8 protein-coding genes are annotated in these 11,697 nt (G+C 63.9%); 4 read left to right on the top strand and 4 right to left on the bottom strand.

From position 1 onward, the window contains the following. Window positions 1-2: 2 nt before the first annotated feature. On the bottom strand, window positions 3-1,367 hold the full coding sequence (locus tag JJC00_RS15995) for an APC family permease (RefSeq protein WP_200473486.1): 1,365 nt from the start codon (window positions 1,365-1,367) through the stop codon (window positions 3-5). 320 nt (window positions 1,368-1,687) lie between these two features. Between JJC00_RS15995 and JJC00_RS15990 the strand changes: the two genes are divergently transcribed. Beyond that, window positions 1,688-3,016 carry an alpha/beta hydrolase gene (locus JJC00_RS15990; RefSeq protein WP_200473485.1) on the top strand — a complete coding sequence of 443 codons (1,329 nt, stop codon included), beginning with the start codon at window positions 1,688-1,690 and terminating at the stop codon, window positions 3,014-3,016. A 157-nt stretch (window positions 3,017-3,173) separates the two neighbouring features. Here the strand turns inward: JJC00_RS15990 and JJC00_RS15985 are convergent, their stop codons facing one another. Both JJC00_RS15985 and JJC00_RS15980 read right to left on the bottom strand, forming a co-directional pair. Then, window positions 3,174-3,563 carry a hypothetical protein gene (locus JJC00_RS15985; RefSeq protein WP_200473484.1) on the bottom strand — a complete coding sequence of 130 codons (390 nt, stop codon included), beginning with the start codon at window positions 3,561-3,563 and terminating at the stop codon, window positions 3,174-3,176. An 89-nt stretch (window positions 3,564-3,652) separates the two neighbouring features. Beyond that, window positions 3,653-4,828 carry an MFS transporter gene (locus JJC00_RS15980; RefSeq protein ID WP_200473483.1) on the bottom strand — a complete coding sequence of 392 codons (1,176 nt, stop codon included), beginning with the start codon at window positions 4,826-4,828 and terminating at the stop codon, window positions 3,653-3,655. Between the two features lie 186 nt (window positions 4,829-5,014). On the opposite strand from JJC00_RS15980, the gene thrS reads away from it, so the two are divergent. The 3 genes from thrS (at window position 5,015) to JJC00_RS15965 (ending at window position 9,049) form a co-directional block, all read left to right on the top strand. Then, complete coding sequence (thrS, locus tag JJC00_RS15975) at window positions 5,015-7,057, top strand: threonine--tRNA ligase (RefSeq protein WP_200473482.1); 2,043 nt, start codon at window positions 5,015-5,017, stop codon at window positions 7,055-7,057. 93 nt (window positions 7,058-7,150) lie between these two features. Further along, window positions 7,151-7,714, top strand: a complete 564-nt coding sequence (locus JJC00_RS15970) for a nitroreductase family protein (RefSeq protein WP_200473481.1) — start codon at window positions 7,151-7,153, stop codon at window positions 7,712-7,714. Between the two features lie 66 nt (window positions 7,715-7,780). Continuing rightward, a complete protein-coding gene (locus JJC00_RS15965) occupies window positions 7,781-9,049 on the top strand; it encodes a serine hydrolase domain-containing protein (RefSeq protein WP_200473480.1) in 1,269 nt (422 codons plus the stop codon). On the opposite strand, the gene JJC00_RS15960 is transcribed toward JJC00_RS15965, so the two are convergent. Next, the gene (locus JJC00_RS15960) at window positions 9,035-11,497 is read right to left on the bottom strand and encodes a putative bifunctional diguanylate cyclase/phosphodiesterase (protein ID WP_200473479.1); all 2,463 of its coding nucleotides are present in this window, start codon (window positions 11,495-11,497) and stop codon (window positions 9,035-9,037) included. The two genes, JJC00_RS15965 and JJC00_RS15960, sit on opposite strands and share 15 nt — an antisense overlap. Window positions 11,498-11,697: the final 200 nt, after the last annotated feature.

Here is an 11,697-nt window from a genome sequence, read left to right as displayed (position 1 = left end):
GTCTATTCGCGATTGTGTGACGTGGCAGCGGCGACCGGCCGCCTGCGGAAAATAGCATAGATCAATAGGCCCGAGAGCATGACCAGCATCCCCGACAGCGACTGCACCGGCCGCTCGGTCAGGAGGTAGTACATCATGGACGCGGTCACGAGCAGGAAAATCAGAGGCGTGAACGGGTATCCCCAGGTGCGATAGGGCCGCGGCAAATCAGGATCGGTAATGCGCAGCTTGATGACGCCGGCCACCGTGAAGAACGAGCAGAACAGCAGCGAGAACTGGATGAAGTCGAGCACCGCTTCAAAACTGCGCGTGAACAGCAACAGGTTGGCGACGGCGAGCTGAAACAGGATGGCATAGGCCGGCGCGCCGCGCGCCGACTTGCGCGAGAACACGCGCAGCGCCGGGATGTCCTCTCCCATCGTCATCATCACGCGCGGGCCGATCCACATCATCGCGCTGATCGAGGAGATCAGGCCGACACAGATCATCGCACCGACGATCCGGCCGCCGAGGCCTCCGAAGATGGCGCTGCCGGCCACGCTTGCGATGTCGAGCTGGCCGGCCAGCGCGCTGATTGGTGTCGAGTAGAGGAACACCGCGTTGAGCGCGACATACAGCACCAGCACGATCAGCGTGCCCGCGAGCAGCGCGCGCGGCAGGCTCTGCTGCGGCGTGTTCATCTCGCCAATGATGTAGGTCGCGGCGTTCCAGCCCGAGAACGAGTACATCACGAAGACGAGCCCGATCGCGAAAGGCGCACTCACGATATGGGCGAGGTCACCGGCGTGCGGCGCAAAGGAGATCGGCTGCGGCGTGCCAACGACGAAGCCAGCAACGAGGAAAGCGACGATCAGCACGACCTTGAGGATGGTCGAGATGAGCTGGAAGGTCGAGGAGTGCTTGACGCCGGTCAACTGCACGATCGAGACCAGCCACACCACGCCGATGGCGAGCGGGATCGGCGGCACCTCGGGCACGACGGACTTGGCGTATTCGCCGAAGGCCATGGCCGCGAGCGCTACGGGCGCGGCGAAGCCGACCGTCGCCGAAACCCAGCCGGCGAGAAAGCCGAAGGCCGGATGATAGGCGCGGCCGAGGAAATTGTACTCGCCGCTCGAGCGCGGAAACATCGCGCCCAACTCGCTGTAAGAGAACACGCCGCAGAGCGCGACGACGCCGCCGACGGTCCAGAGCGCGAGAATAGAGAAGCCGGAGGGGATGTCCTTGACCTGGAAGCCGAGGCTGGTGAAGACCCCGACCCCGATCATGTCGGCAACGACGATCGCGGTCGCGACCAGAACGGAAACCCCGGAGCCGCCGGTCAGCCGCCCGGTCCAGGGCGCGGTTCCCGCATCTGATGCCGTCATCTGGGTCCTTAGCCTCAGGCGTCGCGCCTCATGGGAAGCATCGTGCAGATTGGTCCAGTCAATTCAAGCAGGGTTAACAAGGGTTAAATGTGGCGACCGGAATAGGTAATTAGCCACCCTTCATACCCGCCCTTGGGCAATAAACCCGTCATCGGCCGCGAAAATCCGCTCTCCTCTCCCACATTCGCGACACGATTCCGTGGTCTTTTCTGAACGTTCCGGATGTGGGGAAGTTTCTCCGGACACTTAACGTCGCCTAAACGCCAGTCGGCTCAATTGTCTTAAGATTGCCGATAGACGTGACTTGGGGTCATGGGTGGATGGTCGGGGCCGTTCCGAAACTGAAAGCAGACACGCGCGCTGACCGGACCAAGGCGTCCGGGGCGCGCGGTCGTGCGCTGCGGATCGCCCTGATCTCAGGCTTGGTGCCGTTCTCGCTGACGTTGGTTCAATGCGGCAACGCGCCCAATCCGACAGCGCTCGCAGCGAACTCACAGGCCAATGTACAGGTCGTCAATCAGACCATCGCCAAGACAAAGATCGCAAGCGGCGACACATTCGAGGATCGCTTCCCCGCCCCGCAGTTCAAAGAGCGCTTTCCCTCGGCGAGCGAAAGCCTTCTGCAACGACAGATGTCGGACTTCTCGCCCAAGCGCGCCGTGCAGCAACAGCCGGAGCAGACGCCCTACAAGGTCGCCTCGCTCGCGCCGCAGGTCCCCTACCAGCGTCCGGCGCGCGACGACCTGACGACCCTCATCAGCATGAAGTCCTCGGCCTTCCCCTATTTCGGCAACAACCCCGCCTCCGACTCGCCCTTCCTCAATATCTCCAAGGGCGACCGCCGCGGCCATCGCAGCTATTCGGGGCGGGTGTTCTGGCAGGACGAGACCTACAACGACAGCCGCGTGCTGGTGCATGTCCCCGAACATTTCGACGTGCGCAAGCCCGGCGTGATCGTGGTGTTCTTCCACGGCAACGGCGCAACGCTCGAGCGCGACGTGCGCGACCGCCAGCTGGTGCCGCAGCAGATCACCGATTCCGGCGCCAATGCCGTGCTGCTCGCGCCGCAGATGGCTGTCGACGCCGCAGACTCCAGCGCCGGAAAATTCTGGCAGCCCGGGGGCCTCAAGCGCTTCATGGAAGAGTCAGCCAGCCACCTCGCGCAGCTGACCGGCGATCCCAACAGCGCACGTGCCTTTGCCAACATGCCGATCGTGATCGTCGGCTATAGCGGCGGCTTCCTGCCAACCGCCTGGAGCCTCGAGGTCGGCGGCATCAGCGATCGCGTCCGCGGCGTCGTGCTGCTTGATGCCGTCTATGGCGAAATGGACAAGTTCGCGTCCTGGATCGAGAGCCATCGCTCGGGCTTCTTCGTCAGCTCCTATACTCACTACACCGCACGGCGCGACCGCGAGCTGATGAGCATGCTGCGGCAGAAGGGCATCAGCGTCTCCGAGGACATGGAGGGGCCCTTGCGTCCTGGCAGCGTCGTGTTTGTCGAGACCGGCGACGGCATCACCCACCGCGACTATGTCAACCGCGCGTGGACGCAATACCCGCTCAAGGACGTGCTGGTGAAAATGTCGGCAACGCCGGCGCTGGCGCTGACGCGGGTCGCAGCCACCAGCTCTTCGGCATCGAGCCGTTAGTTGCACACGCCGGCATTTCGGCGCTCGCCGGCCGGGAGGACGGCGACACGGCCGAGTTCGAAGGCACCGCGCTGCAAGTGCCGGGCGTTGCCTTCAGGGCGGTGTTGGGCCGGATCGCCGACCAGGCGCCCGGCCCTCGAACCTCAGCTCTCGATCTCTAGGTTTTGGGCAGCTTCGGAATGCTCTCGGCAAAGCCGTTGAAGCAGGCCAGCCGCTCGTCTTCTTCCTTGAAGAAACGGCAATCGGCGTAGCCTTTGGCCTTTGCCGGCTTCGGCTTGGGCGTCGGCGGGATAATAGCGTCGTAGCAGTTGAGCCGGTCCTTGGTGCCGTCGTCAGTATCGAGGCAGGCCTGAAGCCGAGCCGCGATCGATTGCGGCTTGCCCTTGGGCGCTGCAGCCGGCTTGGCGGCGGCCTCTTTGGTGCCGGCCTTGGTCTCCTTGGGCTTCACCTGCACCAGCGGCTTGTCCCCCACCATCGGTGGCTTGTCGGTCTGCGCAAACGCGGAGGCTGAATAGAGCACCGCGGCAACCGCCAGAATCATCCTCATTTCAGTCAACTCTCTTTGGTCCCCATGACGGGCGTTCTAGCGCTCTCCCGCGCGGTTTGCCAAGCGCCTTGCACACAGGAATGCCTGCTTCAGCCCGGCGCGGCAGCCGCCGGCCGGGGACGGCTCACAAGCACCAGGACCAGCGCCAGCACGACAAAGCCGACAGCCACGAAGCCTGTGCTGTGCAGCAACTCGCGGGCAAACAGCAGCCCCCCGACGGCCGAGCCAATCGCCTGGCCGATATAGAGGACCGACGTATTGAGCGCGACGGTTGCAGGCGCGAGCGGGGGCGCGGCCGCGACCAGGCGCACCTGCTGCATCGAGTTGGTCGAGGCAAAGCCAAGTCCCCAGATCGCCACCGCGATCGCCATCAATGCGAGGGTGCCCGCGCTCAGCGCCCACCCGGTGATACCCGCGAGTAACAGGCACGTGAACAGCAACGAGGTCCGATATGGCCCCCATGTGTCGACGATGCGGGTCGCCACCGCAACGCCGAGAAAACCGCACACCCCATAGATGCCGAACACCAGGCCGATCGCGTCCGGGCTCGCCTCGGTCAGCTTCTTGAGCAGCGGGCCGATGAAGGTGAACACTGCGAACTGTCCGGACATCTGCAGCATCGTGATCGCGAGCAGCAGCAGGATCGTCTTGTTGCGGCCGACCTCGCTCCAGGTTTTCAGGTCGACCGGCGTCCCCTTCAAGCCAGCCGGCAGGCGCACCAGCAGCAACAGGAAGCTGACGCAGCCAAGCGCGCCGATCTCGCCATAGGCGGCGCGCCAGCCATAGCGGCTGGCGATAAAGGTGATCAGCGGGAGGCCGACGGCGGCAGCCAACGACCAGCCGAGGAAGATGTAGGCAATCGTGCTGCCGCGCCGCTCCGCCGGCACGATCAGCGCCGCCGTACCGGCAGCCTGCGGCGTGTAGAGCGCGCCGACGGCAAGCATCACCAGGCGAATGACAAGGAGACTTGCGTAGTCGGGCGCAAAGGCCGAGGCGAGATTGCCAAAAGCGAGCACTGCAAGTGTGGTGGTGAGCAAAATTCGGCGTTCGATGCGGCTGGTCAGCCACGCCGTCAGCGGCGAGCCGATGCACAGCGTGATCGCGCCAAAGGTGATGAGCAGCCCGGCCGCATGGATGCTGACGTCGAGCCCCGTCGACAATTCCGGCAGCATGCCCGCCGGCGCCAGCACCGAGCAACCGGTGACGAGATTGCCGAGCATCAGGGCGGTTGGCGTGAAACGGCCGACGGCAGGCGATTTTTCCATGCAAATGCATGTAGAGCAGGGCCGCGGCCAGTGAAAGGGCGCGGACCGAAATAGTTGAAGCACCGCCCCGGCTTTTGCGCGCCACTTTCTTGGAATTGCCGGATTGCACAGGCCGAATCGCCTGATATATCGCTCGTTCCCGCTTACCTGCGCTCGTTCGCAGGAGTGAGCCTCAGGAGAAAAGCAATGACCGATGATCGCAAGTCCGAATCCGGCTTCCAATACTCCCTCAGCAACCTGAAGCCCGTGACCCCCGCCGCCAAAGTCACCCTCACCTTCCCCGACGGCGCCCAGCGCCAATATGACCAAAACATCACAGGTCTCGATATCGCCAAGGGGATATCGCCTTCGCTCGCCAAGCGCACCGTCGCGATGGCGCTCGACGGCGTGCTGACCGATCTCAACGATCCGATCGAGGTCGACGCCAAGATCAAGCTGGTCACCCGCGACGAGCCGGAGGCGCTCGAATTGATCCGCCACGACTGCGCGCACGTGCTCGCCGAAGCCGTGCAATCGCTGTGGCCAGGCACGCAGGTCACCATCGGCCCGGTGATCGAAAACGGCTTCTATTACGACTTCTTCCGCAACGAGCCGTTCACGCCGGAAGACTTCGCCGCGATCGAGAAGAAGATGCGCGAGATCATTGCGCGCGACAAACCTTTTACGAAGGAGGTTTGGGACCGCGAAAAGACCAAGCAGGTGTTCCGCGACAAGGGCGAAGCCTTCAAGGTCGAGCTGGTCGACGCCATTCCCGGCAACGAGCCGATCAAGATCTACTATCAGGGCGACTGGTTCGATCTCTGCCGCGGCCCGCACATGACCTCGACCGGCAAGGTCGGCAACGCCTTCAAGCTGATGAAGGTGGCCGGCGCCTATTGGCGTGGCGATTCCAACAACCCGATGCTGACACGCATCTACGGCACGGCTTTCGCCAAGCAGGAGGACCTCGACGCTTACCTCAAGCAGATCGAGGAAGCCGAGAAGCGCGACCATCGCAAGCTCGGACGCGAGCTCGACCTCTTCCACTTCCAGGAGGAAGGTCCGGGCGTCGTGTTCTGGCACCCGAAGGGCTGGACCATCTTCCAGCAGCTGATCGCCTATATGCGCCGCCGCCTGACCGGAGATTACAACGAGGTCAACGCGCCGCAGATCCTCGACAAGTCTCTGTGGGAGACCTCCGGCCATTGGGGCTGGTATCGCGAAAACATGTTCGCGGCGCAGTCGGCTGGCGACGAGGCCGAGGACAAGCGCTGGTTCGCGCTCAAGCCGATGAACTGTCCCGGTCACGTCCAGATCTTCAAGCACGGCCTGAAGAGCTACCGCGACCTGCCGCTCCGCCTTGCCGAGTTCGGCGTCGTGCATCGCTATGAGCCGTCCGGCGCCATGCACGGCCTGATGCGCGTGCGCGGCTTCACCCAGGACGACGCGCACATCTTCTGCACCGAGGACCAGCTCGCCGAAGAGTGCCTGAAGATCAACGACCTGATCCTGTCGACCTATGCCGATTTCGGCTTCACCGGCGATCTCACCGTGAAGCTCTCCACGCGGCCGGACAAGCGTGTCGGCACGGACGCGATGTGGGATCACGCCGAGCGCGTGATGGCGACCGTGCTGCGCGAGATCCAGTCGCAGAACAATCACATCAAGACCGAGATCAACCCGGGCGAAGGCGCCTTCTACGGGCCGAAGTTCGAGTACGTGCTGCGCGACGCCATCGGCCGCGACTGGCAATGCGGCACCACGCAGGTCGACTTCAACCTGCCCGAGCGGTTCGGTGCGTTCTACATCGACCATGACGGCGGCAAGAAACCGCCGGTGATGGTGCACCGCGCGATCTGCGGCTCGATGGAACGCTATATCGGCATCCTGATCGAGCACTATGCCGGCAACTTCCCGCTCTGGCTCTCGCCGGTGCAGGCGGTGGTCACCACTATCACCTCGGAAGGCGACGAATACGCCAAGCAGGTGCTGGAGCAGGCGCGGCGCGCAGGGCTTCGGGTCGAGATCGACCTTCGCAACGAAAAGATCAACTACAAGGTCCGCGAGCATTCGCTGGCCAAGATCCCGGCACTGCTCGTGGTCGGCAAGAAAGAGGCCGAAACGCATTCGGTCTCCGTCCGCCGGCTCGGCAGCGACGGGCAGAAGGTGATGGCGACCGCGGAGGCAATCGCCGCCTTGGTCGACGAGGCCACCCCGGCGGATGTCCGGCGGATGCGTGAGGCGGTCTGATCCCTGAAATCGATCTAAACTCGCTTTCGGTTGCGGGCGTGCATGCTTATCTCGGCATGGCACGCCCGACGACCAGCCGAAGAGGTAACCGCAGTGCCCGACGCCATTGAACTCCTCAAGACCCGCCGCTCGGTCAAGCCGCGCGAGATGACCGGCCCCGGCCCCTCGCCGACCGAGCTCGAGACCATTTTGACCATCGGCGCACGGGTGCCCGATCATGGCAAGCTCGCGCCCTGGCGCTTCATCATTTTCGAAGGCGAGGCACGCCAGCGCGCCGGCGAGGTGATCGCCAAGGTCTTTGCCCGCAAGAATCCCGGCGCCCCCGCGGCCGATATCGAGACCGAGCGCAAGCGGCTCACCGATGCGCCGCTGGTGATCGGCGTCGTCAGCTTCACCAAGCCGCATCCCAAGGTGCCGGCATGGGAGCAGGAATTGTCGGCCGGCGCGAGCGTCATGAACATCGTCACGGCCGCGACCGCGCTCGGCTACGGCGCCTGCTGGCTCACCGGCTGGTTCGCCTTCGATCGCGACGTGCTGGACGGGCTTGGCCTCAAGGCGGACGAAAAGCTCGCCGGGCTCGTTCACATCGGCACGCCGACCAAGCCGAGCGAGGATCGTCCGCGACCGTTCCTTTCTGAAATCGTGACGCGTTTTTAGTCGAAGTCTCGTTGACGCCTCGAACGTCTTGCGGCTTTGATCCCTCCCGCGAGGGAGGAAGCCCGGATGAAGCGTCGTGAATTTTTGGTGGGGGCCGCGATGCTGGCCGGCACGATGGCGCGGAGCCGCGCCAGCGACATCCCCGCTCCCTCGGCCGACGGCCTGCGACGCATCACTTCGTTCTTCGAAAACGAGGTCACTGCCGGCCGTTTGCCAGGGGCGATCGTTCTGATCCAGCAGCACGGCAGGCCGGTCTATTTCAAGCTGTTCGGCGAGCGCGACGTCAGGACGCGGCTGTCGATGACGCCGGACACGATCTTCGCCATCCATTCCATGACCAAGCCGATCACCAGCCTGGCCGCGATGATGCTGATCGACGAGGGTAAGCTCGCGCTCACCGATCCCGTGTCGAAATACATCCCCCTCTTCGCCGGCACGAAAGTGGGAATGGAGATCACCAAGCCCGACGGCTCGATGGCGCTCGACCTGGTGCCGCCGGTCCATCCGGTGACGATCCGAGATCTGATGCGGCATACCTCGGGCATCAGCTACGACTATATCGGCGGTAAATGGGTCGAGCTCGCCTACAAGGCGGCCAAGATCTTCGAGGGCCACTTCAACAACAGGGAATTCGCCGACCGTATCGCCAAGCTGCCGCTGGCGCGCCAACCGGGCACGCTGTGGCGCTACGGTCATTCCACCGATGTGCTCGGCAGCGTCATCGAAATCATCACCAGGCAGACGCTGTACGACGCCTTGAAGCAGCGCATCTTCGATCCGCTCGGCATGACCAACACCAAATTCGTGCTGACGACGCTCGACGAGCTCGAGCGCATGGCGCGGCCGTTGCCAAGCGACCAGATCCTGCTCGATGCCGAGCGCGAGCGTCTCGACCATCCGGAATGGCAATCCGGCGGCGGCGGCCTGCTCTCGACCATCACCGACTATCAGCGTTTCTCGCAAATGCTCCTCAACGGCGGCGAATTCGACGGCAGGCGCTATCTCAGCCCCGCCGCGTTCAAGGCCATGACGACCGATCAGATCGGACCCGGCTCCGGCGTCGATCGCGACTATTTCTATTTCCCGGGCGATGGCTTCGGTTATGGCTATGGCCTTGCCGTGCGCACCGACCCCGGCAACGCAAAGCCGCCGCCCGCGGGCTCGATCGGCGAGTTGAAATGGGACAGTGGCAGCGGCACCTATTTCGGCGTCGATCCCAAGCTCGACATGGTCTACCTCCTGATGCAGCAGACCCAGAACGAGCGCGGCCGCATCACGCCCGCTTTCAAGGAATTGGTCTATGACTGCTACCCCGAGGGCTTACGCCGCCCGTGAGGCGCGCTGGCCGAAATCGGCCAGCAGCTTTGCGATCTCGGCCGCGGGCCGCGCCGCGCTGAACAGGAAGCCCTGCACCTCGTTGCAGCCTTCGGCGCGAAGCCAATCGAGCTGATCCTCGGTCTCGACGCCCTCCGCGGTCGTGGTGATGTTGAGGCTGCGGCCGAGCCCGGAGATCGCACGCACGATGGCGACGCAATCAGGCCGCTGCGCCAGATCCTTGACGAACGAGCGGTCGATCTTGATCTTGTCGAACGGGAAGCTGCGTAGATAGCTGAGGCTGGAATAGCCGGTGCCGAAATCATCCATGGAGATGCTGACACCGAGCTCGCGCAACTGGTGCAGGATCGCGAGATTGGCATCGGTCTCGGCCAGGAAGATCGACTCGGTGATCTCGAGCTCGAGCCGCTTCGGCGACAGGCCGGATTGCGCCAGCGCCGAGATCACGACCTGAACCAGGTTGCGGCTGCGGAATTGCGCCGGCGACAGATTGACCGCGACCTTGACGTCGGAAGGCCACTTCACCGCTTCGGCGCAGGCCTCGCGCAGCACCCACTCGCCGAGCTGGGTGATGAGACCGATGTCTTCGGCAACCGGAATGAACTCGGCTGGCGAGATCATGCCCTTGTCGGGGTGGTGCCAGCGCAGCAGCGACTCGAATCCCGAGATGCGGTCGGAAGCGATCGACACCAGCGGCTGGTAATGCAGCTCGAACTCGCCATTGGCAAATGCACGGCGCAGATCGAGCTCCATGTCGCGGCGCTTCTGCGCCTGCAGGTCCATCTCGCGCTCGAAGAAATGATGCACGCCGCCGCCGTCGGACTTCGCCCGATACAGCGCCATGTCGGCGTTGCGCATCAACTCCTCCGACGTCACGCCGTCGCCCGGCGACAACGCGATGCCGATGCTGGCGCCGATCACCATCTCCTGGCCGTCGATGTCGTAGGGCGTCTTCAGCATGTCGATCAGCAGAGCCGCACAGGCGCTGGCCTCGTTCGGCGAGACGTCGGCGGCGAGGATTACGGCGAACTCGTCTCCGCCGAGCCTTGCTGCGACATTGGCGCCGCGGACCGCGGTGGTGAGGCGTTCGGCCACCTCCTTGAGCAGGCGATCGCCCGAAGGATGCCCGAAGGAATCGTTGATGTTCTTGAACAGGTCGAGGTCGATGTAGAGCACGCCGACACGCTTGCCGCCGGCCTGGTCGAGCGCCTGTTTCAGGCGTTCCTGGAAAAATTCGCGGTTCGGCAGATCGGTGAGCCCGTCATGGTGGGCCATGTGCGCGATCCGCGCCTCGGCCTTGCGCCGCTCGGTGATGTCGACCACCGCGACCAGATAGCCGTCGCGATCATCGAAGACGACGCGACGGCCGAAGGTCAATACCTCGATCTCGCTGCCGTCGGCGCGCAGATGCCGCCAGTTGCGCGAGGAATGATAGGTGTCGCCGATGCGCTCGAGTGCCTCGGCGTGACTGTCCCATTCGTCCTGCGGCCAGATCTCCGGCAATGTCATCCGCAGGAACGCCGCACGGCTGTAACCGTAATGCTGGACCGCGGCGTCGTTGACGCCGAGGAACTGCTTGGTGTCGGCGTCGAACACCCACATCGGCATCGGATTATTGTCGAACAGCAGGCGGAACGAGGCATCGCGGCGCTTCAGCGCGGTGACATCCGAGATTGTCAGCGAAACGACGTCGGCGAAGGCGGTGGCACTCAGCCGGAGATAACGGCCATCGTGCTCGATCTCGAGCTGCTCGCCGCGGCCGCCGGAGACGGCCTTGAGCAGAAACGTCATGATCTCGGGCGAAGCCAGCAGCGTGCTGCCCTCGCCGATCCGCCGCCACAGCAGATTTCCGCTCGCGATCTTCAGCAGCAGTCCGGCGCTCTTGTTGTGATGCACGACCTGGAGATCGAACGGCGCGCCGTTGCCGTCGCGCAGGGTCGCCAGCGACACCACCGCGTCATCGGTCGACGAGAAGATCGCGTCGAGCAGATTATATTGCGCGCCGCGCTCGTTGACGTACGTACCGACCAGCGTCGCGCCCCAGCGCGACGAGGTCGGCAGCGCCAGCAGATCGTAGGTCCTGACCATGCCGTCGCGCACGCAATGCGCGCTCGCCTGGTGCGGCTGTCCGTTCTTGAGTGCGTTCGCCGCCGCTTCCGACAATGCGGTCGCGCAATCCGGCGACAGCTCCGCGACCGGAATGTCCCAGCGCTCCTCGCCGAGCCATTTCTGCACGTAACGGCCGCTGCGCGAGAGCTCGAGCGCGCTATCGTTCTTGAGCAGCGCGATATGATCGGCGAGCCGCCCAAGGCTGCCGAGCATGACGTCCTCATAGCGCGGCAGCCGGTCACCCGGCTTCAACGCGGCACGCCATTTGCGCTGAAGCACCGGGATGTCGTCAAACATTTCGGTGGCCGGTTTGCCCGGCATCTTCTTCGCGGCACTCATTGCAGTCCCCAACGCACTTTCCCCGCGCATCCAAATGCCGGCCCGCTTAATGGCGTGTAAAAAGGCCACAGCCGCGGCTCCATTTTAGTGATTATGACAGTTTTAAGTCGCGTGTTGGTTAGTGGGCGTTAGAGACTATGACGGTTGCGTAAAATGTGATGCGCCCGGGGTGCTAAATTCCTGCACAGGACTGTCTCCAC

The sequence above is a fragment of the Bradyrhizobium diazoefficiens genome (assembly GCF_016616885.1).
Lineage (GTDB): Bacteria > Pseudomonadota > Alphaproteobacteria > Rhizobiales > Xanthobacteraceae > Bradyrhizobium > Bradyrhizobium diazoefficiens_F.
Note: the sequence above shows the minus strand (reverse complement) of the source record. Positions and strands in the feature narration are given on the sequence as shown.

Excerpts from the sequence above, each read along its gene's own strand:
- JJC00_RS15980 (WP_200473483.1), bottom strand. The coding sequence starts at position 4,828 with ATGGAAAAATCGCCTGCCGTCGGCCGTTTCACGCCAACCGCCCTGATG.
- JJC00_RS15965 (WP_200473480.1), top strand. The coding sequence starts at position 7,781 with ATGAAGCGTCGTGAATTTTTGGTGGGGGCCGCGATGCTGGCCGGCACG.
- JJC00_RS15990 (WP_200473485.1), top strand. The coding sequence starts at position 1,688 with ATGGTCGGGGCCGTTCCGAAACTGAAAGCAGACACGCGCGCTGACCGG.
- JJC00_RS15985 (WP_200473484.1), bottom strand. The coding sequence starts at position 3,563 with ATGAGGATGATTCTGGCGGTTGCCGCGGTGCTCTATTCAGCCTCCGCG.
- thrS (WP_200473482.1), top strand. The coding sequence starts at position 5,015 with ATGACCGATGATCGCAAGTCCGAATCCGGCTTCCAATACTCCCTCAGC.
- JJC00_RS15995 (WP_200473486.1), bottom strand. The coding sequence starts at position 1,367 with ATGACGGCATCAGATGCGGGAACCGCGCCCTGGACCGGGCGGCTGACC.
- JJC00_RS15960 (WP_200473479.1), bottom strand. The coding sequence starts at position 11,497 with ATGAGTGCCGCGAAGAAGATGCCGGGCAAACCGGCCACCGAAATGTTT.